Below are 24,256 nucleotides of genomic sequence, written 5' to 3' on the forward strand. Positions count from 1 at the left end.
TTTTTCGAAAAAGGCCTCGGCACGGAACAGGATTTGGTCAAGGCCTATATGATGTATGACCTGAGTACTGGAATAGGGCGAGAGGCTAAGCACGAGTTGGCCAAGAAAATGCCGGAAGAGCAGATTGAGGAAGCCATTGCTTTATCCTGGCAGTGGCAGTTGGAACATGGAGTGGTTCGTCCATCCTCCGATGGTTACCGCTACCAGCCCGATGTGAGCGACCGGGAGCCTATATCGCTTACTTCTGACTGATATCAGACTCGACTGAACCCCCATGGCTACAGGGTTGATGATGTTCTCAGCCAACTCGATGAACTCATTATGGGGTTCACGATGATTAAGTTAGTGCTGGCTGCGATCTTGCTGGCGCTCTCTCCTCTCGCGCAGGCCCAGGTGGTTTTCCAAGATGAAGATGCGGTGCGCGCATTTTCTACGCAGGACATTGAGGAAAACCTGATTAAGGCAGAAGAGGGTGATGTTAGAGCTCAGGTGCTAGTGGGGGCAGCCTATTTGTATGGCCTGGCGGAAAAGGGGATTGAAGCAGATCATGAAAAAGGCTTGTACTGGTTGGCGGAAGCTGCTAGCCAAGGAGCAGCAGAGGCTCATTATGAGCTTGGAAGAATACACTGTCAGGGCTTGGGTGTAGATAAGGATAATGTGAGATGCGAGGAGCATCTCAATGACGCGGCCGAGCAAGGGTTGAGGTCGGCGATGATAGACCTATTGGTCCTCTATCAGGATGGCGACTCTGAACTCGACATTGAACCAGATGAGGAAAAGTATCTCTACTGGCTTGTAAAAACTGCTGAAGATGGATTGACCATGTCTATGGAAAATTTAGCCATCAGATATCGGCAGGGGCGAGGTGTGGAAAGGGATCTTGAAAAATCCTTTGAGTGGATAATGCGAGCAGTGGAATTGGATGAACTTAGTGCTCAAAGGATGGCGGGTGAATACTACCAGAAGGGCATGGTAGTGGAACAAGACTTGGTCAAGGCCTATATGATGTATGACCTAGGAGGGGGGCCGGGCATTGAAGCTAAGCAAGCAGTGGCCGAGCGGATGACGGAAGAGCAGATCCAGGAGGCCATTGCTCTTTCCTGGCAGTGGCAGTTAGAGCGTAACAGCTATCGCCCCAGCTCCAACGGTTACCGCTACCAGCCCGATGTGAGCGACCGGGAGCCCATATCTCTTACTTCTGACTAATATCGGCCTCGACTGAGCCTCCATGGCTACAGGATTGATGATGGTCGCAGCTAGCACAATGAACTCGTTATGGGGTTCACGATGATTAAGCTGGTGCTGGTTGCGATCTTGCTAGCGCTTTCTCCTCTCGTACAGGCGGGGATGGTGTTTGATGAAAGTGAAAAGGTTGTGGAGATCTTACATAGCCAAGATTTCGAAGCCAACCTGGCCAAGGCAAAAGAAGGCGATGTTCGAGCGCAGTACCTAGTGGGGGCTGCCTACCTGTACGGTCTCGAAGCACAAGAGGTCGAGGTAGACCACGAGCAGGGCCTGTACTGGCTGAGGGAAGCCGCCAACCAGGGGGCAGCTGAGGCCTATGATGAGCTGTCCATCGCGTATCGTGAAGGGCTAGGTGTCGAAAAAGATGCCAGCAAGTGGGAGGAGTACCTTACCGAAGCCGCCGAACGAGGTATGCCTGATGCACAGCTAGATATCATGAATCTTTACCGCTATGGTGACCCCGAGATGGGGATTGAAAAGGACGAAGAAAAATATCTCTACTGGCTCGAAAATAATGCAGAAGCTGGCTACCCATCTTCCATGAGAAATTTGGCGATTACATATCGCCAAGGTCTTGGTGTGGCAGTGGACCTTAAAAAGTCCTTTGAATGGATAATGAGAGCAGTGGAGCTGGATGATTCAATGGCCCAGGCATATGCAGGCGAGTTTTTCGAAAAAGGGCTCGGTACGGAACAGGACCTGGTCAAGGCTTATATGATGTATGACCTGAGTACTGGAATAGGGCGTGAGGCTAAGCACGAGGTGGCCAAGAAAATGACGGAAGCACAGATTGAGGAGGCCATCGCCCGGTCCTGGCAGTGGCAGTTGGAACATGGAGTGGTTCGGCCATCCTCCGATGGCTACCGCTACCAGCCCGATGTGAGCGACCGGGAGCCCCTGTCCCTCAACTCTGAATCCAATCAATAAGTGCAGTACCTTCAGGGAGAAAGCCGATGTTCGACCCCGGTGACGGTGTAATTTTGTTGGGCGATGCCACGACCCATGGCGGTCGGGTGATCAGCGCTCAGTCCCGCTATCAAGTGAACGGCAAGCCAGTAGCGGTGGTGGGCGACAAGGTAAGCTGCCCGCAGAAGGGCCATGGCGTGTGCAGTATCGTCGAGGGCCACCCCACCATCACGCTCGATGGCAAGCCGGTGGCCTACCATGGTTGCCACACCTCCTGTGGCGCCAAGCTGATCTCGGCCTCGGGAGGCCGGCACGGCCTGGGTTGAGCCCTCTATAGCGCTGGTGGTATTCGCTGCCAACCCGAAGAACTCATTATGGAGTTGTCAGAGGCGCTGATTGCCGCCACGGGCATCGACAATTGAGATGACGCCACAACGAAAAGCCCGGCCTTGCGGCCGGGCTGGATCTTCGCTTCCTTACCTCCACCTCAAGCATCCTTCCGCTCGAGCATCCCTGGATAGTGAGTCTTCCTGACTCGGTCATCCCTGGCTGAGCCTCCGTGCTCAGTACGCCTCCACTGTGCCAATTCGGGTGGCCTCTCGACGTTAACCTGGCGCAAGCGGCGTGTAAGACATTGCCGATAGAATTTGTAGGATATGGCTTACAAGGCGTTCGATTCGGCCTCTCATCGCTCGGGTCAGGTGCGCCCCAAAGGCTCCCCAGCCGGCTGCGGATGGGCACGCAGATGCCTGCGAAGTGGCCACGCGAGAGCCTCTTGCACTTTCAAGCCGTCAGCGGGGGGCGGAGCTACTGTCCGTGGGAGTTGAGGCTAGGCCTCGTAGAGCAATTATTGATTGAGGGTTCTATCCAGCAGTAGCAGCGCAGACTGCCAGGAGGAAGCATCGGCGGCAGCATTGTAGCCAACCGGCAAATTGAATTCCTCGCTCAGTGTGTCAGCGCCGGGATTGGTGAAGCCGTGGAGGGCCTGGGGGTAGGTGATGACATCGACATCGGCTCCCTGTGCCTCGAGCGCGCGCGCCATGGCCGTCAGGTCTTCACGCTCGACGAGCGAGTCCGCGCCGCCATTGTGGATCTGCACCGCGCCACTGAAATTCCCGCGTGCGGAAGCTGCCTGCGTGGGATCGCCGTGGAAGCTGATGGCGGCCTTGAGCGGCATGCCGGACAAGGCCATGTTCATTACGACGCTACCGCCAAAGCAGTAGCCGATGGCCGCCATGCCGGTATCTGCCACGGCTGGGTGTTGGCGTAGCTGGGTCATGGCTGCTTCGAACCTGGCACGTGCGGCTGGCCAATCCTGCATGACTTGCGAGGAGAATTCGCCCGCTTGGTCGGGATGCGTGGCGACTTGGCCGCCGCCATACATATCCACTGCCAATGCCACGAAGCCCAGGGCGGCGAGCTGGTCGGCACGTGCACGGGCATAATCGTTAAGCCCCCACCACTCGTGCACCACCAGTACTGCCGGCCGTGGTCTCTCATCATTGACGTTGCGTGCCAGGTAGCCCTGATAGGTTTCACCGCCGGTCGAATACTCGAAAATCTCGCCTTCAACGCGTGGCCCCCAGGCCGTGACGAATGCCGCCTCGGATTCAATTTCGAGCTCTGGCGGTAGGTTGACCTCCTGGGCCACTGCCGAGCCTGCCATCAACCCAGTTACCAAGCACAAGAGCGTGAATAGTGTGCGCATGTGAGGCTCTCCTTGCTCTTTTTTCGTTGTCAGGTCTCGCAGGCAGATGCAGATGTCTCCCCACCCTTTACTAACATAGCTGCCCTCGGAGGCCCGCGTATACCGCTGCTACCTGAAGCCCTTCAGGCGGGCGTGCTCCGAGAGGTTGATGTCGCTGCCGGCTGTGGATGGGCGCGCAGCAGCCAGGAAGCAGCCGCGATGCCAGCCAGGCCGAAGAGAGCGCCGGGCAGGGCGCCGAGGGCCAGGCTGGCGATGATGCCACCCAGGAGTGCCGCGCCGCCGACGAGAATGACCGGTGTGCCGGTGGCGGAGACCACATCGCGCTTGCGGCTCATCTCGAAGGTCACCACCGCGACCATCACCGGTGCGACGGAGACGATGCACAGCACGATCCACCACAGGCGGCCGAGCCAGAAGCCCACCTCGCCCGGTATGCCGGCATCGATGGGCAGGCCGAGGCGCTCCCCAAGCCAGGCGGCCGGCAGCTCGGCGAGCTTGTGCCAGAGGTAGAGCGGCATGCCCAGCGCGCCGAGGATGGTCACCACCCTGTCGATGCGGCGGCGCTCCAGCAGGCGGCGCATGGGCCCTTCACAGGTCAGTACGACGCCTACCTGCACCCACATCACGCCCACCAGGGCCAGGGTCGGAGGAAGCAGGTTACTGGGAACGCCGAAGGCGCCATCGACCATGGCCACGGGGTAGCCCGAAGCCACGGCGGCAGCCAGCCACAACAGCCCGAACAGCAGCAGGGCGAGGCCGCTGCCCAGGCCCGAGAAGCGGCCGCGCTTCCAGGCGATGCCGAGCTGCTGCGGCAGCAGCCAGACGACGATGGCGTTGAGCCAGCCGATGCCGCCGCCGTTGGCGGTGACGCGGGTACCCAGCTCCATCAGCTCGCCGGGAGCGGTGATGCCGGCACGCAGGAGGTCAACCGCTGCGGCGATCAGCAACAGGCCCGCCACGGCCTTGAGTCCCCAGCGGTTGTCGGCCCAGACGCTGAGCGGCAGCAGGGCCTGCACTCCAAGCAGCATCATCAGGAACCACAGATGAACGGTCAGCGAGTGGTTGAGCGGGCCGAGCAGGCGCCCCCCGGTGTAGGCGGCGAGGACCACGAAGGCTACCAGTACCGCCAGGTAGGTGACGGTGGGGCGTGCCAGGCCAAGCGCCCGGCCGGCCCACCAGTGCAGCTGGCGATGGCCCTGCTCCAGCCGGCGCTGGGCGCCGTCTGCGCTCACCGCTGCCGAGACGAATACGAACAGCGGGACCACCTGCAACACCCAGGTGAGTACGCCGGCGCCCGTCCACACCAGCAGCAGGTGGTCGGTGGTGGTCATCAGGCCGTTTTCCAGCCGTGGCAGAGTGGCGATCCAGTGGCCGAATACCACCACCAGCAGGGCACCGGCGCGCAGGGCATCGGGGTAGCGGTCCCGACTGGCCTGGGGTTCGCTGGCGTCTTTCGATGACGAGTCCAAGTTATGCGTTCCCTGTTTCATAATGTCGTGTTTCCATTCGATTGGCGCTTGCAAATGCCATGCGCCTGGTGGATATTAGTTATCGAACAGTGTTTCCTAACATCATCCATGAAACGCCAGCGCCTTGCAAGAGCGTCGTGAGAGTCGCTGAAACAGAGGGAAATCGCCATGGATACCCACACGCTGTTGGTCCATGTCCTGCTGTACGTTTTCCTGCCGTTATGGGGGATTGCCGGCTTCGTCGACTGGTGCTGCCACCGTGCCACGCATATCGAGGAGACCTCGGGGCTGAAGGAGACCCTGATGCACTCGGCGATGGGCATTCAGGTGGGCATCCCCATCCTCATGTGCCTGCTCTTTCGCATCAACGTGCTGGTGCTGTTGATCTGCCTGCTGGCCTGGGTACTGCACGAAGCCGTGGCCCACTGGGACGTGCACTACGCCGCGCCGCGGCGGCACATCAGCATCTGGGAAATGCATGCCCACACCTACCTGGGCAGCCTGCCGCTCTACATGCTGGCCATGATCATGGTGATCAACTGGCCGGTAGTGATGGACCTGGTGACATTCAACTGGGCAGGGCAGATGCGTCTCGTGCCCGTTGAAGTACCCCACGGCGGGGAACGCTACCTGCCCTATTACCTGACCTTCATGGCGCTGCTGTGCGTGTTCCCCTACCTGGAGGAGAACCTGCGCTGCCTGCGTCATTACCTGAAGCACAGGGGAGAGCCGGCGTGAGCGTCTATATCACCAGTACCGGACACTACCTGCCGGGCGAGCCGGTGGACAACGAGCGGATCGAGGCGGTGCTCGGCCTGGTGCATGGCAAGCCGAGCCGGCTAAAGCGCCGGATTCTGCAGTCCAACGGGATTCGGCAGCGCCACTATGCCATCGATGCCGAGCACAACACCCTGATCAGCAACGGCGCAATGGCCGCTCGGGCGGGGCAGGCCTGCCTCGACCAGAGCTTTCTCAGCAAGTCGCGGCTCGACATGCTCAGTGTGGCCACCAGCCAGGGCGACCTGGTGCTGCCGGGGTTCGGCAGCATGGTGCAGGCGGAGCTGGGCGTGGCCGGCGTGGAGCTGCACAGCAGCCATGGTATCTGCTCCAGCAGCATGATGGCGCTCAAGGCGGCCTACACCGGGCTCAAGGCCAGGGAGCACGACAATGCCTTGGTGATTGCCAGCGAGCTGGCCTCGAGGTTGTTCAAGGCCAGCCGCTACGAGGCGGTGGCCCAGGAGGTCGACTTCAATGCCGAGTTCCTGCGCTGGATGCTGTCGGACGGCGCGGGTGCGCTGCTGCTGGAAAACGTTCCGCGCCGGCGCTGTCTTCGCATCGACTGGATTCGCGGTTTCTCCCACGCCGACGCCTACCCGGTATGCATGAGCGTCGGCCGGGCAGCCGCTGGCGACGAGAGAAGCTGGCAGGACTTTGCCACCTATGCCGAAGCGGAGGCCGCCGGCGCCCTGCTGATTCGACAGGATGTCCGCCTGCTCGACAACATCGTCAAGCTCGGGGTGGACGGGCTGCTGCGCTTGATCGACGAGGGGCGGGTCGAGGTGGGCCGGATTGACCACGTACTGTGCCATTACTCGTCGCACTACTTTCGCGGCAAGATCTTCGACATGCTGACCCAGGCCGGCGCCGCGATTGCCGAAGAGAAGTGGTACACCAACCTTTATACCCGCGGCAACACCGGCTGCGCCTCGATGTTCATCATGCTCGACGAGTTCCGTCGCACCCAGGACTACCAGGCTGGCGATACCATCCTCTGCATGGTGCCGGAAAGCGGCCGCTTCAATAACGTCTACATGCAGCTTACGGTCGTGGAGGAGTAATCATGGAAAGCAAGGTCACTACCCAACTGGGGCAGGAGTGCCTGCAGGGGCTGATGCGAGTCTGGTTCGATTTCGAGCGCCAACTGGGCCGGGTGCCGATCATCCAGCGCCTGGAACGCGGCAACTTCACCCGCGAGGATTACCGCAACCTGCTGCTGCACCTGCGCCAGCAGGTGATCGAAGGCGCGCGCTGGATCACCCGGGGCGCTTCCAGCTTCGAGCGCGATTATGCCGACGTGCGCTCGGAGGTGATCGGTCACGCCAAGGAGGAGCATCGCGACTACGAGATGCTGGAGGCAGATTTCGTGGCGGCGGGCGGCGAACCGGACGAGATCCGCGCAGGGCAGCGCAATGCCGGCAGCGAGGCGCTGCACGCCTTCATGATGTACCGCGCCAGCCAGCCCAACCCGGTGGACCTGATCGGTGCCATGTGGATCATCGAGGGGCTGGGGCAGAAGATGGCCGGCGACTGGGCCCGGCGGATCGACGAGGCCACCGGCGGCGACGGCCGCTACACCTGCTTCATGCGCTACCACGGCGAGAACGACGACGCCCACCTGGACAAGCTCTACTCGCTGATCGACCGGGTGTGCCGCACGCCGGAAGACCAGCAGTCGATCCTGCGCACCGCGCGGGTGGTGGCGCGGCTCTACGCCTTGCAACTGGAGGAGGTCGACCATGGCTGATGCCAGGCGCAGGCCCCGCAGCCCCTTTCTTCGTGCGCTGGAGTCCGACGATTCGCTACCCATCCAGCCCGAGGCGGTGCGACTGTGGCTGAACGACATCGAGAGCCCGACGCGCTGGTCGCTGCGCCCGCTGCTGCAGTTCCTGCTGGCGATGCTGCTGCATCTGATCTGGTTCATGAAGCGCCTGCCGCTGCCCCAGTTCCGCGCCCATGGTCTGCTGCAGCGGATGATCTGCTGGTTCTGTACTCACTTTGTCAGCCCCAGCGCCAACCAGCTGATCCTGCGCCACTTCGCCACCGAGTCCAATATCCTCAACTTCCTCATCGACAACAGCCCGGAGGTGACGGTCGAGCCCCTGGGGCTCTACCCCCGGTGTATCGACGACATGCTCGATGCCAGCTTCGTCAAGCACGATCAGGAGCTGTTCCGGGTGATCGAGGAGATGGGCCATTGGCAGCAGCGCCCGGCACCGCTGGCGCCGGATGCCATCAACTGGACGAACTGGCGCCCGCTGGAAGAGGGCGCCTTCGAGACGGCGCGCCGGCGCACTCAGGTGCTGGACTTCGAAAGCGCCCACGCGCTGTTCATGTGCCTGTTCTGCCTGCTGCTGACCCGCGAGGAGTACCGCGACGCCATCAACGGCTTCAACCTCGACCAGTCGATCGCCATCCGCATCGGCCAATTGATCGGCGACCCGACCCTGGCCGAGATGGCCTACAACAAATATCCGCACTACCTGGTCGGCCCCTGGAATCTGAGCCAGCGTTTCCTGATGCACGGCTTCTTCACCGAGTACCTCTACGCGCGGCTGGAGCGGCTGCGTCGTCGAGTCTAGCCAGAGTGAATAGGGTGCAGCCAAGACCGGGCCTGACCGGGCCCGGTTTTCGGTTCATTTGATGGCGACCGGGTTCACTGGGGAGCCGGAGCCCTGCATCATCTTCAGCGGCGCGGCCACCAACAGGAAGCTGTATTGACCGTCCTCGGCGCTATCTGCGGCCAAGTCCTCCAGCCACCAGATTTCAGATAGCACCACCCCCATGTCCCGCATCAGTGCGCCGTGCAGCGGGATAACGTACGTTTCACCGTCGATTTCCTGTGAGACCTTTTCCACCGCCAGGTTGTCCGCTGCGATGACCGGGATTTCCAGTTCGTCGATCCACTGCAGCAGTTCGAGGCTGTAGCAAAGGCCCGGCTCGGTCATGGCATCCCAGGCGGCATCTGGCTCTTCGTCCCAGTAGCGGGAGATGGACCCGGTGCGGATGACCAGGATATCCCGTGGATTGATGGCAGTTCCCTGGGCTTCTGCCGTGGCTCTGAGGTCGTCGAGGCCGACGCAGGTATCGGGAGCCAGCCGGTGGTGTTCTCCACTGCCCAGATGACGCCCCACATCCAACAGCACACCGCGCCCCACGATACCTTTCTCTCCTATGGCACCCACGTCGCCGTGAGCATGGCCGTGAATGGTACTCTGGGCACTTTCCCCACCGTAGACCTGGTCGCCGTACCAGCCATGGGCAAGGCCATCCACATGGGTCGTGCCTTGCAAGTACATGAAGGCAACGTCATCGGAATATTTGACTCCGCCAGCAAGCGGGTCGAGCTTGCCCGAGGAGTAGAGGGCTTCGTCCTGCGACATGTAGTGCTGCACGGGGATGCGGCCGGGAAACACCGGGCCGTCGCCGGCCGTCATGGGAACCTGCAGGGTAAAGGTCTTGCCACTGTTTACCGCCCCGATCGCTTCGAGGACTTCAGCGTCACCCAGGTAGTTCAGAGCGCCGACCTGATCGCCGTCGCCCCATTTACCCCAGTTCGATGGCGCGTCACGTTGCAGTATTTCCATGGAAGGCTGAGCGAAGGCCGCCGCCGCGGTCAGAGTCAGGCCGGCCACTACGCCGCTCTTGCAAATCATTGAAGTCAGTTCATTCGTAAGCATGGCGTTCATCTCCGTATTACTTGTTGTTCTTGGGAATAACGCTGTTGTTGCCTTGTCTGGCTTCGCTCAATCGAACAGCACGATCTGCCGCACGGCCTTGCCCGCCGCCAGCTTCTCGAAACCGTCGTTGATCTGGTCCAGGGTCAAGGTGTCGCTGAGCAATTTATCCACAGGCAGTCTGCCTTGGCGGAATAGGGCGATGTAGCGGGCAACATCTCGAATGGGTACACAACTGCCGACGTAACTGCCCTTCAGGGTACGTTCTTCCGCCACCAGGCTGACCTGCTGAATTGCCACTTTCTTGTCGGGATGCGGCAGGCCACCGGTCACCGTGATCCCGCCCCGGCGGGTTATCTGATAGGCAAACTCGAGCGCCTTTTCGGAGCCGGCCATTTCGATGGCGCAATCGACACCGCCGTTGGTCAATGCCTTGACCTTGTCGATGCAGTCCGCCTTGCCGCTGTTGAAGGCTTGGGTGGCGCCCAGTTCCTTGGCCAGGGTCAGCTTGTCGTCGTCCAGATCGATGGCGATCACTTCCGAGGCGCCCGCTACCAGGGCTCCCAGCACGCTGTTCAGCCCGACCCCACCGAGGCCGACGACAGCGACCGTCTGGCCGGCCTTGATGTTGGCCGAGTTGATCGCCGCGCCCACCCCGGTCAGGACCGCGCAGCCGAACAGGGCGGCATGATGGAGAGGGAGTTCGGTATCCACCTTGACCAGGGAGTGGCGTGACAGCACGGCATACTCGGCAAAGGCGGAGACACCGATATGGTGATGCACATCCGTACCGTCTGACCGGTGGAGTCGGCGCTCACCGCTAATCAGGGTGCCGGCGTTATTGGCCTTGGCGGCGGGCTCGCACAGCGCCGGTCGCCCTTCGGCGCAAGGCGCGCAATGACCGCAACTGGGGACGAAGACGGTCACCACGTGATCACCTTCCTGTAGGTCGTGCACGCCATCGCCCACTGCTTTCACGATACCGGCGGCTTCATGACCCAGTACCATGGGGGTCGGTCGAGGCCGGTTCCCATCCATGACCGAGAGGTCGGAATGGCACAGGCCGGCCGCCTTGATCTGCACCAGCACCTCATTGCTGCCGGGCGGGTCCAGCTCCAGCTCCTCGATTACCAGCGGCTGCGTCTCCTGAAAGGGGCGCTTGGCACCGGTGGCTTGCAGTACCGCAGCTCGAATCTTCATGGCTGACTCCTTGTCGCTTTCAGGGCAGGATGTTGTTGTTGATTGGTGGCCTCATCGTGCCCCTGACGGCCGAACGAGACGGTGCCTCGTTCGATGCGCCAGGTCTGATCGACCAGACTTGCGGAGTGGCTGTCATCGGACTCCGCGATCAGTACCGTCAGGCCCTCGCCACGCAGGTCGGCAATGACCGCGGAAAGCCGTTGCGCCAACACTGGCGCGACCCCTTCGAATGGCTCGTCGAGAAGGATCAGCTCACGCCCGGGAATCAGTGCCCGGCCCAGGGCTACCAGCTTTTGCTGGCCGCCGGAGAGCTGCAGCGCCTTGCGCTCACCGAAGTCGGCGATTTCCGGCATCAGCGAGTAAACCCACTCGAGGCGCTTCTTGCCGTCACCAATCTTGTTGGCCCAGGCCGGCATCAGCATGTTCTCGGTCACCGTCAGTTCGGGGATGAGGCGCCTGTCTTCGGGCATGTAGCTGATCTGCAACTTGGCGCGCCGATGGGAGGAGAGTCGGGTCAGCTCCTGGTTCTTGAAGCGGATGGTGCCGGACTCAGCCGGCAACAGGCCCATGACGGCGCGGATCAGGGTGGTCTTGCCGGCGCCGTTGTGACCGATCAGACCGGCCATCTGGCCGGTGGGAATCGTCAGGTTGATGTCCCGCAGGATAGTGATGGGGCCGATCGAGACGTTCAGGTCGGAAATTTCCAGGCTCATGTCAGACATCCCCCTTCTCGGTCGCAGAGCTCTTGTGAGATCGCTTGCCGGTCACCAGGGCCTGCACCTGCTCGTCGGCCATTACCTCCGCTACCGGGCCATCCTTGATCACTACGCCGTTGGCGAAGGCCATCACGCGCGTGACGTATTTCCGAACGATTTCCATGTCGTGCTCGACGAACAGTACCGTCAGGTTGCGTCGTTTCACTGCTTCCATGACCGTGTCCATCAGGGCATGCTTTTCTGCCATGCTGACCCCGCTGGTGGGCTCGTCGAGCAGCAGCATCTTGGGGTTACCGAGCATGGCAATGGCGATATCGAGCAACTTGCGTGCCCCTTGGGGCATCGCGGTCACCATTTCATTGCGGTACTTGGCGATATCCATTTGGCCAACGATCTCGTTCGCTGCTGCCAGGCGCTCGGGAGTGCGCACCGGACGCAGCATCTGCATGTGCTGGTTCTGGGCGGCTGCCAGGGCGATAGCCAGATTGTCGATTACCGAGAGTTCGAGAAAGAGCTGGGGGATCTGAAAGGATCGGGCCAGACCCTCACGCATCAGCTTGCGCGGCCCCAGCCCTTTGATGGGACGGCCATTGAAGAAGATGCTGCCTTTAGAGGGGGGCAGGTAGCCGGTGATCATATTGATGAAGGTGGTCTTGCCGGCACCGTTGGCGCCGATGACACCGACGATTTCGCCTTGGGTGATGGTGACGTTGATGTCTTCCGCGGCTGTCACCGCGCCGAAATAGCGGGACAAGCCTTCCGTTCTGAGAATCTCGGTCATGTCGTGGCCCTCCGTGAACGACGGAACAGGCTCCAGATTCCCTTGGGTAGGAACAGGATGATCAGCAGCAGCACGATGCCGAGAATCATCTGCCAGGAGTTGGGAACGATCTCCACCGCATAGGTCCTGACCATGGCGAAGATCATGGCGGCGATGAATGCTGCCGCCACGTGCCCGGTACCGCCGAGCAGTGCGATGAAGACGAACTCGCCGGAGATGGTCCAGTAGGCCATTTCGGGGTCGACGTGTCCGGCAGCCAAGGCCGTCAGCGAGCCCCCCATGGCGCCGATCGCCGCAGCCAGGACATAGTTGATGTAGAGCACCTGGCGACGAGAGATGCCCATGTACTCCACGCGCACTTCGTTCTCGCGGATCGCCTCGCAGGCCAGGCCGATGCTGGACTGGAAAAAGCGATTCAGAAACAGCGCCACCAACAGGCCGAGCATCAGCGTAAGCCAGAACACGCTCATGCCGGACTGCGGTATCCAGCCGAGCAGGGACCACTGCATGACGCTGAAACCGTCGGTGCTGCCGAGGTTATGGCTCTTGACCAGGACGCCGAACAGGATCATCGAGAAGGCCATGGTCAACATGGCGAAAAAGATTTCTCGATAACGGGTCAACAGCAGGCCCAGGATCATGGCAATGATTGTCGAAGCCGCGACGCCAAGCAGAATCAGTAGCAGGGCATCCTGGATTCCCCAGAAGCGCCCTCCCATGCCCACCGCATAGCCACCGATGCAGAAGAACAGCCCTTGGCCGAAAGAAACCAGGCCCGAACGCATGAGCATGACCACACCGAGCACCACCAGCGCTTTGGCGACGGCCAGTGTGGTGAGGAAGATCAGCCAGTTCGGACTCATGAAGCCGGCCAGGCCAATGGCCACGGCGGCGGCGATCATCAGGATTTCGGATTTCTGTAGAGGCATCAGATTTTCCTCGCAGTTACCTGACCGAACAGGCCGTTGGGCCGGAAAATGAGCACCGCAGCCATCACTGCGTAGATGATGAACAGCTCGAACTGAGGCATGGTGTGGATCGAGGTGGCCCTGGCCAGGCCGACGATGATGGCTCCAGCGGCAGCGCCCGTGATGCTGCCCAGACCGCCGGTCACCACCACTGCAAAGGCCAGCACGATGACCTCGATGCCTATGCCGGGCACCACGGAGATGATTGGTGCGGTGATGCCGCCGGCAATGGCCCCCAGGGTGGCGCCAACCATGAACGTGATGGTGAACATGCGGCGGACATTGACGCCCATGGCCTCGGAAACTTCTCGATCGTGGATGATCGAGCGGAGAATCTTGCCGAGATGGGTACGTTCCAGCCAGAACCAGAGGCCAAGACCGATGGCGATCGACAGGCACAGCACCATGATGTCGTAGCCGGAAACCGTGAGCACATCGATGTCGATCCTGCCCATGGCGGCGTAGGGCTGCCATGCGTAATAGGGCGTCGTGCCCCACAGCAGTTTCATTGCATCTTCGAGAATCAGCAGGATCGCGAAGGTGACGATCAGCATCAGGATTTCGTCACGCCCGTACATCAACCGCAGTATGCCCCGCTCGATCAGCAGGCCACTGAGTGCGCCAATGGCGAGGGCGCAGCAGGCGAGGATGGCAAAGGCCAGCCATAGCTGGCTGCCACCCCCGGCGTAATACCAGCCAATGGCCGAAGCCGCAGCGTAGGCGCCCAAGGCATAAAGACTGCCATGGGCCATGTTCAGAATCCTCATGACGCCATAGATGACGGTCAGTCCCGCCGCCACCAGAAACAGCCATGAGGCATAGATGAAGCCGTCAATCAGTATTGCCCAGACCGTTAACATCGCACTGCTCCAGTTATCGGTGGGGAACCACTGCCTGGGCGCTGACCGTTCAGCGACACTGAGCGCCGCTGAACGGACCGTCGTCCAGGTTCAGTCGTTCTCGCTGGCCGGCAGCGCCAAGGCTGCCGGCGGGAGAGAGTTCAATCGCACTGGGCGCCGGGGAAGCCCGCACGAATCCACTCTTGGGCATTCTGGCCATCCGGGGCAGAGACACACTCACCGCGGTAGGAGCGGACATTGCGCAGCTCGGCACCCTCACCCGGGGTGTAGTGATACTCGCCATAGAGCATGTCCTGCATGGCCTGATGGCCATTGGCCAAGGCCATGCGCACGGTGCCGCTGACGGATTCGAACTCGGCTCCCTTCAGGGCGTTGGCCAGCTCTTCGCTGCTGGGCACGCCGTCGGCGCCGGAGTTGTCGGCGGCAAACTTGAGGGCCAGCACGGCCTGCGCCATCTTCGAAGCGGGGTAGCTCGGCCGGGTGCCGTGCTCGGCCTCGTAGGCTTCGTTGAACCATTCGCTCAGCGCGTTCTCCGGCATGAAAGCCCCGAAGGGGCCGCGACCGCCGAGGATAGTGCCGTTGGGTGCCTGCCCTGCGAACCGATGCAGGCCGGATTCGCCGGTGGTCAGGATGGCGGTTGCCTGGCCCAGCAGGCCGCGGGAGTTGGCTTGTGAAACGAACGACTCCATGTCGCCGCCCCACATGCTGGAATGGACGATTTCGGGCCGGCGGGTCTGAAGGGCGGATATCTCGCTACCGTAGCTGCCCGAGAAGAGCTGGGGCGTCTGGTTGTTGACGATCTCGGCATTCGGCATCAGCTGTTCCATGGAAAGCGTGAAGTCGAGCCATGAGTCCTGCCCCCAGGCGTAATTCTGCTGGATACCGGCGATACGTGTGGCGTCGGGGTGGCGGTCCAGCAGGTAGCGTGCCGCGCCGACGTTATCGGCGACTGCATCGAGGCCGGTGCGGAAGAAGTAGGTGGGGCTAGCGAGCTCCTCGAACATGCGCGGGGTGCCGCAGTCGAAGGCGATGGTGAAGGTACGCAGTTCTTCGGCCACCGGGCCGACGGCCAGGCAGTCGCCGCTGGAGATATAACCGATTACCGCATTCACGTTCTGCCGTTGCACGAGGTTGCGGTACTCCTCGACTTGCTGGGTGGGGCCACCGGCTTCGTCGATCACCACGGACTCGAGTTGCAGCCCGTTGACTCCCGGGGTGTCGTAAGGCGGGGGCAGTTCGCCGGCGTTGATCGCCTTGATCACGGTTTCCGCTGCCTGGGCGGCAGGTACGCCGAAGGGGCCGGAGGCGCCGCCGGAGAGAAAGGTCACGAGACCGACCTTGAAAGTGTCTTCCGCCTTGGCGACGGTGGTGGTGGAGACCAGCCCGGCCGAGACGATCGCCACCGTGGCGGTGGTGCCCAGCAGGGTTCGCTGCCAGCCTGAGAATCGAGTTGCGCGCTTCATGGATGACTCCTTGGTTGTTGTTGTGCCGTTGTCGTGCTGCTTTGCCGTACAGGAAAGGTGAGCGGGCTAGCCGCCACCAGACCTCCCGCGTCGCCTCTCGATGAGCGACGGTGAAGGTTTCAGGGATTCGGCGTCGTAGACCTTCCAGTTGCCCAGAACCACCCGGGCCGGGGGATATTCCTGGCTGGCTACGGGCGTGCCGATGGCCTGGGCCTGGATGATCTGATGCGTGGTGGCATCGATGTAGGAGACATAGCCTTCCGGATCCTTGGGAAGCTGGATTTCCAACCCTTCCAGCGCTTCCACCATCGCTTCGGTATCGGTCACGTCACCCACCAGCGCGATGGCTTTGGCAATGATGAGAATGCCGGCCCAGGCCCCTTGGGCCGAGTAGTTGGGGTAGCGTCCGGTAAGCTCGTGGAAGCGAGAGACGAATTGGCGGTTCAGCGCCGTATCTGGCCAGTTGACGTGATGACGTGCGGAGAGGATGAGCCCTTCCGGGGGCGTCTCGCCGAGGGCGGCCAGGCTTTCGTAATCGCCGCCGGTATCGAAGTTAGCCACTCGCATGAGGTCGAACAGGCGAGTCGTACGAGCCTGGTCGATGAAGGCCGTGAAATCTCCGCCCCACAGTGCAACGACCAGCACGTCCGGAGGAGATTCCAGCAGGGATTGGATATAGAGCGAGTAATCCGGCTCATAGAGCTTCGGCCAGTAGCTTCCGGTCACTTCATGGCTGACGCCATAAAGATCCAGGGCTTCCTGCAGGTCGCGCCAGGCGACGCGACCGTATTCGTAATCGGGGCCGAGAAAGGCGATCTTCCTCCAGCCGCTCTCCTGCTGGAGTTCCTGAAGATAGCGCGCGCCGGCGGCATGGGAGTGCCAGGTGTCGCTGGAAACCCGAAAATAGTAGCGGTGACCTTCCTCCAGCGTGGCCCGGGAGGAGGCGTGGTCGGTACCGACCAGGATGGTCCTGCGCTGCCGGGCCAACCGGCTGACGGCCATGCCCACGCCGGAGCTGACGATGCCGCAGAGGATGTTGGCCTTGTCCTGCTCGATGAAGTCCTCGGCCATGCGTACCGAGAAGGAGGCCTTGGAGCGAGAGTCGTCCACGATCACCCGGAGCCGGGGCGCTTCCGGATCCGTGGCGAGCTCTTCGAGGGCCATGCGGATGGCGACGATGCTGTCGCGACCGTAGCTGGCGGAGCGACCGGTCATCGGATAGAGGCAGGCGATGGTGGCATCTGCCTCCTCGACGTGTGCACCGAGTTCCACTCGACCGACCGAGGTCGTCTCGTTGATGGTTGTCTCGTTGCCATGCGCGACGCTCATGGAGAATGCGAGGGTCACGGTTAAACCGCTGGCGCAGAGTGCTGCGCGCAGGCGGGCTGTCAGTCCCGGCAAGCTTGCCTCCTGGACCGGTTGAGTCCGGCGTGGTCGTGATTGTTGTTATGAGTGGCTCACCCATAACCTGAGCAATAAGCGTGCCAGGAATCGAGGGGCGCCCTGGCGGCCATTTCCTCAACCTGCGGCACGGGAAATGAGCGGTAAGCGCTCATCGTCAGGAGAAAGGGAGCGGTATCCGCTCCGACGGCATGTGCCGGCTAGGCAAGCCCAAGCCGCTGCAGGCGGCGCTTGAAGGCGTGGCGGGAAAGCCCCAACTGTTCGGCGGCCTGTCCCTTGCGTCCGCCGCTTTTGTTGAGCGCATCGAGTACCAACTGGCGCTCGGTATTATGCAAACGTTCGCCCAGCGTGGCATCGCCATCCTGGCCGCAGGCAGAGGTGCCTTGATGAAACTCGGCGGGCAGGTGGCCGGGGCGGATACGCTGGCCTGGATGCAGGATGGTTAGGCGTTCGACCAGATTACGCAGTTCTCGCACGTTGCCCGGCCAACCGTAGGCGACCAGCCGTACCAGGGTCTCCTCGGAAATGGTAATGGGGCGACAACCCTCCTCTCGGGCCTGGGCGTCGATGAAGGCGTCCAGTAGTTCGTGTATGTCGTCGCCGCGTTCGCGTAGCGGGGGTAGGGTCAGTTCGATGACATTGAGACGGTAAAAGAGGTCCTCGCGAAAGCGCCCGGCACGGACCTCGTCCTCCAGTGATCGATTGGTGGCGGCGATCACCCGGGCGTCGGCGGTGTAACTGGAAGCGCCGCCGACCGGGCGATAATCGCCGTTCTCGAGGAAGTGCAGGAACTTGGCCTGCAAGGCCATGGGCAGTTCGCCGATCTCGTCCAGGAACAGAGTCCCGCCATGGGCCAGCGCCACCAGGCCGGGTCGCTTCTGATGCGCACCGGTATAGGCGCCTTTTTCCGCCCCGAACAGCTCGGCTTCGATCAGCTGTTCCGGCAGAGCAGCGCAGTTGATCTCCACGAAAGCGTTGTCGCAGCGCGCACTCTGGTCGTGGATGGCCCTGGCGACGATGGCCTTGCCGGTGCCGGATTCGCCCAGTAGCAGTACCCGGCTGGCGCTGCTGCCGGAAATGCGCTGAATGGTCTGCCACAGCCGCTGCATGGCTTCGCTACTTCCCACCAGCCCTGACGAGGATGCGCCGCGGCTGCGGTGATAGGCCAATTCATCCCGCATCTGGTTGCGTTCGGTCAGCGTCGTAATCAGGTGGAGCAATTCATCCAGGGCGAAGGGTTTGGTCAGATAGTCGGTCGCGCCGGCCTTGACCGCCTGCACGGCAGCCCGGGTATCGCCGTGGGCAGAGATCATCACGACCGGCAGTTCCGGATACTGGCGAGAGGTTTCTGCCAACACCTCCATGCCGCTCATTCCGGGCAGCCTCAGGTCAAGCAGCATCAGGTCGGGTTGGGCTTCTGCCAAGGCCGCCAGGGCCGCTTCTCCGGTGTGGGCGCTGCGCGTGGCGAACCCCGCTTCATCCAGGGCGAAGGTAAGCGAGCGTATGAAGCTCCTTTCATCATCGACGATCAGGATATGGGTGTGCATGGCGTGTCCTCGTCGCAGGCTCTTGTTCTTATCGGCATCGGTTGGGCAGAGTGTCGCCCTCGGCCTGTAGCGCCGGCAGGGTCATGGTGACGGTCGTCCCTTGTCCCGGGCGACTGCGGATTTCTAGCGCGCCACCATTGAGTTCTATCAGTTGACGCGAAATGCTCAAGCCCAGCCCGGTGCCTTCTTGGCGGGTCGTGAAGAACGGCTCCTCCACCTTGCCCAACGTTTGCTGATCCATGCCGCAGCCATCATCGCTAATTTCGATCGCCAGGTTGCTGCCGGTGCGATACGCCTGCAGGTGAACCTGCCCCCCCGCTTCGCAGGCCTGGATGGCGTTGGCCACAAGATTGACCAGGCACTGAATGACCTGATCCGCACTGGCATAGAGGGCAAGTCGTGAATCCCCATTGACCTGGATTTCCACCCCCCGGCTCTCGGCCAGGCCCGAAGTCAATATGCAGGCATGCCTGAAGATCTGCCCTATTTCAACCACCTGTGGTTCGCCGGCGACCGGGCGGCCGTAATCGAGCAGGTCGCCCACCACCCGGTTGAGACGATCGATCTCCTCCTCAACCGAAACCAGCAGAGCCCGACGCCGGGTGTTGGCCTCGCCTTTTTCCAGTGCCTGAACCGTCAACTTGATCGTCGCTAGAGGATTGCGGACTTCGTGGGCGACTCCCGTGGCGAACTCACCCAGCACGGCCATCTTTTCCGCCTGGACCGTTCGTTCGATCATATCCTGAAGGCGATCCGCCATGGCGTTGAAGGCATGGGCCACGACATCGATCTCATCCTTGTCGTTGCGAGGCGCCGGCAGGCGAAAATGCAGGTTGCCGGAAGCGAAGGCCTCTGCGCCTGCCACCAACCGGCTCACCCGGCGTCGCAGGCTCCGGGCCAGCGCCCAGAACAGTGCCACTATGCCGAGGGCCATTACCCCGGCCAAGGCATATAGACCGAACTGCACGTTTCGCAGCGGGCTGAGGATGTCTCCGGCCGATACCAGGTAATCGATGCGCCAGCCGGGCAGCACTTCCGGGCCTTTTCTCAGGCCTTCTGGCTCGCCAGGTTGGAGATTGCCGGTGGGGTCCAACAGGTCGCCAGCCGGGGTTCGCAAGAACGGCCGCAGTACGCCTGCCAGGTTTTCGATGCGCATCAGCTCGGTCAGGGAGGCAAGGCGAACGTGCAGGGCGATAGCACCCTCGGTGTTCTGGCCGGTAATGTCTCTCAGCGGTTGACGGATGAGCAGCCAGCCCGGACCGACACCGGAGGTCAGGCTTGGGCCGATGATTTCACTCTTGTCCAGATAGGCGGAGGGCAGGGCGTCGATCGACCAGCTCTCACGTCCCCAGTAGGGTTCGCCCGAAGCTGCCTGGCCAGGTACGACCTCGGTCAGCGCGTCATTGGCGTCGAAGAACAGGATGCCATAGAGATCCGGTGCATCGGCTTCCACACGGACCAGCTCTTGCAGACCTTCTGGTACGGCATCGCTGTAAAGCAGATACAACGGCATGGAAGGATGGGTCGACAAGGTTTCGAGCTGGTAGATGCGATTCTCGATGAAATTGGTCAGCCGGTTGGCCGTACCTGCCACCTGGGCTTCCAGCCGTTCACCGGCCAGGCGCTCCGTCACTGAGTCCGACACCGTGGCATAAAGCGCACTCAAAACCGCCACTGAGCCGATCATCAGCGTTAGCGACAGGAAGGAGTAGCGCCCAACCAGACTGAACTTCATGCATTTCCTTTGTTCTTGTTGTTGTCATAAGCCGTTCTCTTTTCTACACGAAACGAGGGGACTTCTGGAAGCCACGCATGGCTTCCCTGCTATCCCCCGAATGGCAGCACTGCGGCGTACACGGCAAAATAGTGGCAGGTGCTGCCGCCGAGCACGAACAGGTGCCAGATGGCGTGGTTGAAGGGGATCACGCTGACGGCGAAGAAGATCACCCCCAGGGTATAGGTAATGCCGCCGGCAGCGAGCAGGGCGATACCGGCCGTGGGCAGACTGGCGCTCAGCTCGTCGCTGGCGAACACGATCAGCCAGCCCATGATCAGGTAGATCGCGACTCGCAGTACGGTGAAGCGGTGGGGCCAGGCCAGCTTGCAGGCGATGCCGGCCAGCGCCAGGCCCCAAACGATGGCAAACAGCGTCCAACCGGTGGGGCTGCGCATGTTGACCAGCAGGAAGGGCGTGTAGGTGCCGGCGATCAGCAGGTAGATGGCGCAGTGATCCAGGTGCTGGAGCACACGCTTGAGCCGTGGGTGGCGAACGCCGTGGTAAAGGGTCGAGGCGGTATAGAGCAGCACCAGGGTTACGCCGTAGAGGCTGATGCCGACGATCTTCCACGGATCCACATGGGCGGCCATGCTGGCCAGTACCAGCAGCACGATCACGCCGGCCAGGCTCAGCGCCGCGCCGATGCCGTGGCTGATGCTGTTGAGCAGCTCCTCGAGGAGGTGGTGGCCGCCCGTTCTTTCCGTCGCTGGCATGGGGTCGTTTCCCTCAGGGGCGCCCCGGTGCCGTGTCAGCTCAGGGCTTGCGTTCGATATCCACGTCGCTGGCCTGGGTGAAGTCGCCCAGCGCCATCATGTGGCCGAGCTTGCCTGCCTTGGTGGAGAGATACTGCTCGTTATGTGGATTGAGACCCGTGGTCAGGGGGACTCGTTCCGCAATGGTGACGCCGGCCTTGGTCAGGGCATCGACCTTGCGTGGGTTGTTGGTCATCAGCCGCAGGCTGGAGATACCCAGATGCTCCAGCATCGGTACGCAGAGATCGTAGCGGCGCATGTCGGCGCCGAAGCCGAGCTGTTCATTGGCCTCCACGGTGTCGGCCCCCTGGTCCTGCAAATGATAGGCGCGGATCTTGTTGAGCAGGCCGATACCGCGGCCCTCCTGGCGCAGGTAGAGCAGCACGCCGCGGCCTTCGTCGGCAATGCGCTTGAGCGCTTCCTGCAGCTGGTAGCCGCAGTCGCAGCGCATGGAGAACAGCGCGTCGCCGGTCAGGCACTCCGAGTGCACCCGGCCGAGCACCGGCTCGCCGCTGGCCACGTCGCCCAGCGTCAGGGCGATGTGATCCTTGCCGGTGGCGTCGTCCTCGAAGCCGTGCATGGTGAAGGTGGCCCAGGGGGTGGGCAGCCGGGAGGCGGCGATGAATCGAATGGTCACGGGGTACCTCGGTCAAGACCACGGCGATGCCGGAAGTGAATCCCGCATTCTAGCAGGAACGGGGGCGTGGCTCACGATCATGCGGTGGCGCCGATCTTGGCCCGGGTCAAGCCGCGCGAAAAATGATGCGCTACAATAGGCCGACATTTCCTGTGGATGACTGCCTGCATGGATCTCAAGAACGATCGCTTCCTGCGCGCCCTCTCGCGTCAGCCGGTGGACCGCACTCCGGTATGGATGATGCGCCAGGCCGGCCGCTACCTGCCGGAGTATCGCGCCACTCGCGCCGAGGCCGGCGACTTCATGGACCTGTGCCGCAACCACGACCTGGCCTGCGAGGTGACGCTGCAGCCGTTGGAGCGCTATCCGCTGGATGCCGCCATCCTGTTCTCGGACATTCTCACCATTCCCGATGCCATGGGGCTGGGGCTCTATTTCGAGACCGGCGAAGGGCCCAAGTTCCGCAAGCCGGTGCGTACGGCGGAAGACGTGGCGGCGCTGAGCGTGCCCGATGCCGAGCGCGACCTGGACTACGTGATGCGTGCGGTGTCGACGATTCGCCGCGAGCTGAACGGCCGCGTTCCGCTGATCGGCTTCTCCGGCAGCCCCTGGACCTTGGCCACCTACATGGTGGAGGGCAGCTCGAGCAAGGACTTCCGTCACGTGAAGACCATGCTCTACGATACGCCCAGCGTGATGCACGACCTGCTCGACATGTTGGCCAGTGCGGTGACCGACTACCTGAACGCACAGATTCGTGCCGGCGCCCAGGCGGTGCAGATCTTCGACACCTGGGGCGGGACGCTCACCACGCCGGCCTATCTCGAGTTCTCGCTGCGCTACATGGAGCAGATCGTCGCCGGTTTGATCCGCGAGCACGATGGGCGTCGCGTGCCGGTGATCCTGTTCACCAAGAACGGCGGCCAGTGGCTCGAGGACATCGCCCTGGCGGGCCCGGATGCCGTGGGCATCGACTGGACCACCGAGCTGTCCGACGCCCGTGCCCGTGTAGGCCACAAGGTGGCGCTGCAGGGCAACCTCGACCCCAACGTGCTGTTCGCGCGCCCGGCGGCCATCCGTGCCGAGGTGGCTCGAATTCTGGACAGCTATGGCCACGGACCGGGCCACGTGTTCAACCTGGGCCACGGCATCAGCCAGTTCACCAGCCCGGACAACGTCACCGCCTTCATGGAGGCGCTGCACGAGCTGAGCCCGCGCTACCACCGTGCCATCCAGTACCACAATGCCTGAAGCCGGCTGGCTGCGGCGGCTGGCCTGGGGTGAGGATAGAAAGCGACACCGTCTATGGACGATGTTGGCCATTCTGGGGGCCGTGGCTATTGCGGTGGGTAGCCTGACTCCGGGCAGCGAGATGCCTACCAACCTGCCGTGGGACAAGTTCAACCACTTCATCGGTTACGCCGGGCTGGCAGGTCTGGTCGGCCTTGCCGGGCTGCCGCTGGTGCGCACCTTCATTGCGGTGGTGCTCTACGGCATCTGCATCGAATACCTGCAGATCCCCGTGCCGGGGCGCAGCGGTGGCGACTGGAACGATATCCTGGCCAATAGCCTGGGCGCGGCGACGGCCGTGCTGGTATTGGCCGGTGTGCGCCGCTTCATGCTGCGAACCTAGCCAGGCAGGACTGACAAGCCAAACGACGAGGCCCCGTCATCGAGAGATGGCGGGGCCTCGCTGCGCCTGGACGGCTATTGGCTCAGTAGTAGCTCACTGCACTTCGGCGCGCTCGATGATCACGGGCTCGCGCGGAACGTCCTGGAACGGGCCGCGGCTGCCGGTGGGCACGCGCTTGATGGCATCGACCACGTCCATGCCCTCGACCACACGGCCGAACACCGCATAGCCCCAGGCCTGGCCCGAGTGGGTGCCCTGGTGGTTGAGGAAGCCGTTGTCGTTGACGTTGATGAAGAACTGCGCGGTGGCCGAGTGCGGGTCGCCGGTACGTGCCATGGCCAGGGTGCCGCGTTCGTTGCGCAGACCATTGTCGGCTTCGTTGGCGATCGGTGCGCGGGTCGTCTTCTGCTGGAAGTCCTGGTCGAAGCCGCCGCCCTGAATCATGAAGCCGTCGATCACGCGGTGGAACAGGGTGCCGTCGTAGTGGCCTTCCTGCACATAGGCCAGGAAATTCTCGACGCTCTTGGGTGCCTGCTCCTCGAACAGCTCGATGGCGATGGGGCCATGGTTGGTGTGCAGCACCACGTCGGCCGCGTTGGCATGAGCAGCGGCCAGCGGCAGGCTGGCGGCAACGAGCAGGGAAAGCAGGGTTCGCTTCAGCACGGGAGCTCCTGATTGTTTGGCGATGATGTTTGATGATGAAAACGGTGTGCCTAGCTTACGACCAGACGCGCTCGCT

General features: G+C 62.2%; 25 protein-coding genes. 10 read left to right on the plus strand and 15 right to left on the minus strand.

What is annotated here, in order from left to right:
- The 4 genes from SPH52_RS18940 to SPH52_RS18955 all read left to right on the plus strand — a co-directional run.
- Positions 1-252: hypothetical protein (locus SPH52_RS18940; protein WP_411796619.1), on the plus strand; the 252-nt coding region annotated here is incomplete at its 5' end.
- A gap of 81 nt (positions 253-333) precedes the next feature.
- A complete protein-coding gene (locus SPH52_RS18945; RefSeq protein WP_411796620.1) occupies positions 334-1,206 on the plus strand; it encodes a tetratricopeptide repeat protein in 873 nt (290 codons plus the stop codon).
- An 81-nt stretch (positions 1,207-1,287) separates the two neighbouring features.
- A complete protein-coding gene (locus tag SPH52_RS18950; protein WP_411796621.1) occupies positions 1,288-2,172 on the plus strand; it encodes a tetratricopeptide repeat protein in 885 nt (294 codons plus the stop codon).
- Positions 2,173-2,198: 26 nt separating this feature from the next.
- Entirely contained in the window at positions 2,199-2,477 is a 279-nt protein-coding gene (locus SPH52_RS18955) for a PAAR domain-containing protein (protein WP_411796622.1), read from the plus strand.
- Between the two features lie 521 nt (positions 2,478-2,998).
- Here the strand turns inward: SPH52_RS18955 and SPH52_RS18960 are convergent.
- Both SPH52_RS18960 and SPH52_RS18965 read right to left on the minus strand, forming a co-directional pair.
- Positions 2,999-3,859 carry a dienelactone hydrolase family protein gene (locus tag SPH52_RS18960; protein ID WP_411796623.1) on the minus strand — a complete coding sequence of 287 codons (861 nt, stop codon included), beginning with the start codon at positions 3,857-3,859 and terminating at the stop codon, positions 2,999-3,001.
- 122 nt (positions 3,860-3,981) lie between these two features.
- Positions 3,982-5,328: an acyltransferase family protein gene (locus SPH52_RS18965; RefSeq protein ID WP_411796624.1), complete on the minus strand. Its 1,347-nt coding sequence runs from the start codon at positions 5,326-5,328 to the stop codon at positions 3,982-3,984.
- Between the two features lie 168 nt (positions 5,329-5,496).
- On the opposite strand from SPH52_RS18965, the gene SPH52_RS18970 reads away from it, so the two are divergent.
- The 4 genes from SPH52_RS18970 to SPH52_RS18985 are packed head-to-tail and all read left to right on the plus strand — an operon-like array spanning position 5,497 to position 8,687.
- Positions 5,497-6,066 (plus strand): diguanylate cyclase, encoded by a 570-nt coding sequence (locus SPH52_RS18970; RefSeq protein ID WP_411796625.1) that lies wholly within the window; start codon positions 5,497-5,499, stop codon positions 6,064-6,066.
- A complete protein-coding gene (locus SPH52_RS18975) occupies positions 6,063-7,166 on the plus strand; it encodes a beta-ketoacyl-ACP synthase III (protein ID WP_411796626.1) in 1,104 nt (367 codons plus the stop codon). Before SPH52_RS18970 ends, SPH52_RS18975 begins: the two co-directional genes overlap by 4 nt.
- A 2-nt stretch (positions 7,167-7,168) precedes the next feature.
- Entirely contained in the window at positions 7,169-7,852 is a 684-nt protein-coding gene (locus tag SPH52_RS18980; protein WP_411796627.1) for an iron-containing redox enzyme family protein, read from the plus strand.
- Positions 7,845-8,687 (plus strand): DUF6999 family protein, encoded by an 843-nt coding sequence (locus tag SPH52_RS18985; protein ID WP_411796628.1) that lies wholly within the window; start codon positions 7,845-7,847, stop codon positions 8,685-8,687. The genes SPH52_RS18980 and SPH52_RS18985 overlap by 8 nt, the downstream gene beginning before the upstream one ends.
- 54 nt (positions 8,688-8,741) lie before the next feature.
- Here the strand turns inward: SPH52_RS18985 and SPH52_RS18990 are convergent, their stop codons facing one another.
- The 12 genes from SPH52_RS18990 to ribA all read right to left on the minus strand — a co-directional run bounded on the left by SPH52_RS18990 (position 8,742) and on the right by ribA (position 21,884).
- The gene (locus SPH52_RS18990) at positions 8,742-9,785 is read right to left on the minus strand and encodes a cyclase family protein (RefSeq protein WP_411796629.1); all 1,044 of its coding nucleotides are present in this window, start codon (positions 9,783-9,785) and stop codon (positions 8,742-8,744) included.
- A 66-nt stretch (positions 9,786-9,851) separates the two neighbouring features.
- The gene (locus SPH52_RS18995) at positions 9,852-10,982 is read right to left on the minus strand and encodes a zinc-dependent alcohol dehydrogenase family protein (RefSeq protein WP_411796630.1); all 1,131 of its coding nucleotides are present in this window, start codon (positions 10,980-10,982) and stop codon (positions 9,852-9,854) included.
- Complete coding sequence (locus tag SPH52_RS19000; protein WP_411796631.1) at positions 10,979-11,695, minus strand: ATP-binding cassette domain-containing protein; 717 nt, start codon at positions 11,693-11,695, stop codon at positions 10,979-10,981. The genes SPH52_RS18995 and SPH52_RS19000 overlap by 4 nt, the downstream gene beginning before the upstream one ends.
- Position 11,696: 1 nt before the next feature.
- Entirely contained in the window at positions 11,697-12,479 is a 783-nt protein-coding gene (locus tag SPH52_RS19005) for an ABC transporter ATP-binding protein (RefSeq protein WP_411796632.1), read from the minus strand.
- On the minus strand, positions 12,476-13,408 hold the full coding sequence (locus tag SPH52_RS19010; protein ID WP_411796633.1) for a branched-chain amino acid ABC transporter permease: 933 nt from the start codon (positions 13,406-13,408) through the stop codon (positions 12,476-12,478). The genes SPH52_RS19005 and SPH52_RS19010 overlap by 4 nt, the downstream gene beginning before the upstream one ends.
- Positions 13,408-14,307 carry a branched-chain amino acid ABC transporter permease gene (locus tag SPH52_RS19015; protein ID WP_411796634.1) on the minus strand — a complete coding sequence of 300 codons (900 nt, stop codon included), beginning with the start codon at positions 14,305-14,307 and terminating at the stop codon, positions 13,408-13,410. Before SPH52_RS19015 ends, SPH52_RS19010 begins: the two co-directional genes overlap by 1 nt.
- A 140-nt stretch (positions 14,308-14,447) precedes the next feature.
- Positions 14,448-15,770, minus strand: a complete 1,323-nt coding sequence (locus tag SPH52_RS19020) for an ABC transporter substrate-binding protein (protein WP_411796635.1) — start codon at positions 15,768-15,770, stop codon at positions 14,448-14,450.
- Between the two features lie 66 nt (positions 15,771-15,836).
- Complete coding sequence (locus tag SPH52_RS19025) at positions 15,837-17,171, minus strand: ABC transporter substrate-binding protein (protein WP_411796636.1); 1,335 nt, start codon at positions 17,169-17,171, stop codon at positions 15,837-15,839.
- Between the two features lie 200 nt (positions 17,172-17,371).
- Entirely contained in the window at positions 17,372-18,718 is a 1,347-nt protein-coding gene (locus tag SPH52_RS19030; protein WP_411796637.1) for a sigma-54-dependent transcriptional regulator, read from the minus strand.
- A gap of 28 nt (positions 18,719-18,746) precedes the next feature.
- Positions 18,747-20,453, minus strand: a complete 1,707-nt coding sequence (locus tag SPH52_RS19035) for a sensor histidine kinase (protein WP_411796638.1) — start codon at positions 20,451-20,453, stop codon at positions 18,747-18,749.
- An 89-nt stretch (positions 20,454-20,542) separates the two neighbouring features.
- Entirely contained in the window at positions 20,543-21,208 is a 666-nt protein-coding gene (gene trhA, locus SPH52_RS19040) for a PAQR family membrane homeostasis protein TrhA (protein ID WP_411796639.1), read from the minus strand.
- A gap of 40 nt (positions 21,209-21,248) precedes the next feature.
- Positions 21,249-21,884 (minus strand): GTP cyclohydrolase II, encoded by a 636-nt coding sequence (ribA, locus tag SPH52_RS19045; protein WP_411796640.1) that lies wholly within the window; start codon positions 21,882-21,884, stop codon positions 21,249-21,251.
- 168 nt (positions 21,885-22,052) lie between these two features.
- On the opposite strand from ribA, the gene hemE reads away from it, so the two are divergent.
- Together hemE and SPH52_RS19055 are read left to right on the plus strand one after the other, a co-directional pair.
- The gene (gene hemE, locus SPH52_RS19050; RefSeq protein ID WP_411796641.1) at positions 22,053-23,135 is read left to right on the plus strand and encodes a uroporphyrinogen decarboxylase; all 1,083 of its coding nucleotides are present in this window, start codon (positions 22,053-22,055) and stop codon (positions 23,133-23,135) included.
- 61 nt (positions 23,136-23,196) lie between these two features.
- A complete protein-coding gene (locus SPH52_RS19055; protein ID WP_411796642.1) occupies positions 23,197-23,517 on the plus strand; it encodes a VanZ family protein in 321 nt (106 codons plus the stop codon).
- 93 nt (positions 23,518-23,610) lie between these two features.
- Here SPH52_RS19055 and SPH52_RS19060 read toward each other — a convergent pair whose 3' ends face one another.
- Positions 23,611-24,132, minus strand: a complete 522-nt coding sequence (locus tag SPH52_RS19060) for a peptidylprolyl isomerase (RefSeq protein WP_411796729.1) — start codon at positions 24,130-24,132, stop codon at positions 23,611-23,613.
- Positions 24,133-24,256: the final 124 nt, after the last annotated feature.

Origin of the sequence: Halomonas sp. A29, assembly GCF_046723295.1 — a bacterium.
Lineage (GTDB): Bacteria > Pseudomonadota > Gammaproteobacteria > Pseudomonadales > Halomonadaceae > Halomonas.

Bases quoted from the DNA above. Each gene is read 5' to 3' on its own strand.
- SPH52_RS18945 (WP_411796620.1), top strand. From the start codon at position 334: ATGATTAAGTTAGTGCTGGCTGCGATCTTGCTGGCGCTCTCTCCTCTC.
- SPH52_RS18950 (WP_411796621.1), top strand. From the start codon at position 1,288: ATGATTAAGCTGGTGCTGGTTGCGATCTTGCTAGCGCTTTCTCCTCTC.
- SPH52_RS18955 (WP_411796622.1), top strand. From the start codon at position 2,199: ATGTTCGACCCCGGTGACGGTGTAATTTTGTTGGGCGATGCCACGACC.
- SPH52_RS18960 (WP_411796623.1), bottom strand. From the start codon at position 3,859: ATGCGCACACTATTCACGCTCTTGTGCTTGGTAACTGGGTTGATGGCA.
- SPH52_RS18970 (WP_411796625.1), top strand. From the start codon at position 5,497: ATGGATACCCACACGCTGTTGGTCCATGTCCTGCTGTACGTTTTCCTG.
- SPH52_RS18980 (WP_411796627.1), top strand. From the start codon at position 7,169: ATGGAAAGCAAGGTCACTACCCAACTGGGGCAGGAGTGCCTGCAGGGG.
- SPH52_RS18985 (WP_411796628.1), top strand. From the start codon at position 7,845: ATGGCTGATGCCAGGCGCAGGCCCCGCAGCCCCTTTCTTCGTGCGCTG.
- SPH52_RS18990 (WP_411796629.1), bottom strand. From the start codon at position 9,785: ATGCTTACGAATGAACTGACTTCAATGATTTGCAAGAGCGGCGTAGTG.
- SPH52_RS18995 (WP_411796630.1), bottom strand. From the start codon at position 10,982: ATGAAGATTCGAGCTGCGGTACTGCAAGCCACCGGTGCCAAGCGCCCC.
- SPH52_RS19000 (WP_411796631.1), bottom strand. From the start codon at position 11,695: ATGAGCCTGGAAATTTCCGACCTGAACGTCTCGATCGGCCCCATCACT.
- SPH52_RS19005 (WP_411796632.1), bottom strand. From the start codon at position 12,479: ATGACCGAGATTCTCAGAACGGAAGGCTTGTCCCGCTATTTCGGCGCG.
- SPH52_RS19010 (WP_411796633.1), bottom strand. From the start codon at position 13,408: ATGCCTCTACAGAAATCCGAAATCCTGATGATCGCCGCCGCCGTGGCC.
- SPH52_RS19015 (WP_411796634.1), bottom strand. From the start codon at position 14,307: ATGTTAACGGTCTGGGCAATACTGATTGACGGCTTCATCTATGCCTCA.
- SPH52_RS19020 (WP_411796635.1), bottom strand. From the start codon at position 15,770: ATGAAGCGCGCAACTCGATTCTCAGGCTGGCAGCGAACCCTGCTGGGC.
- SPH52_RS19030 (WP_411796637.1), bottom strand. From the start codon at position 18,718: ATGCACACCCATATCCTGATCGTCGATGATGAAAGGAGCTTCATACGC.
- SPH52_RS19035 (WP_411796638.1), bottom strand. From the start codon at position 20,453: ATGAAGTTCAGTCTGGTTGGGCGCTACTCCTTCCTGTCGCTAACGCTG.
- trhA (WP_411796639.1), bottom strand. From the start codon at position 21,208: ATGCCAGCGACGGAAAGAACGGGCGGCCACCACCTCCTCGAGGAGCTG.
- hemE (WP_411796641.1), top strand. From the start codon at position 22,053: ATGGATCTCAAGAACGATCGCTTCCTGCGCGCCCTCTCGCGTCAGCCG.
- SPH52_RS19055 (WP_411796642.1), top strand. From the start codon at position 23,197: ATGTTGGCCATTCTGGGGGCCGTGGCTATTGCGGTGGGTAGCCTGACT.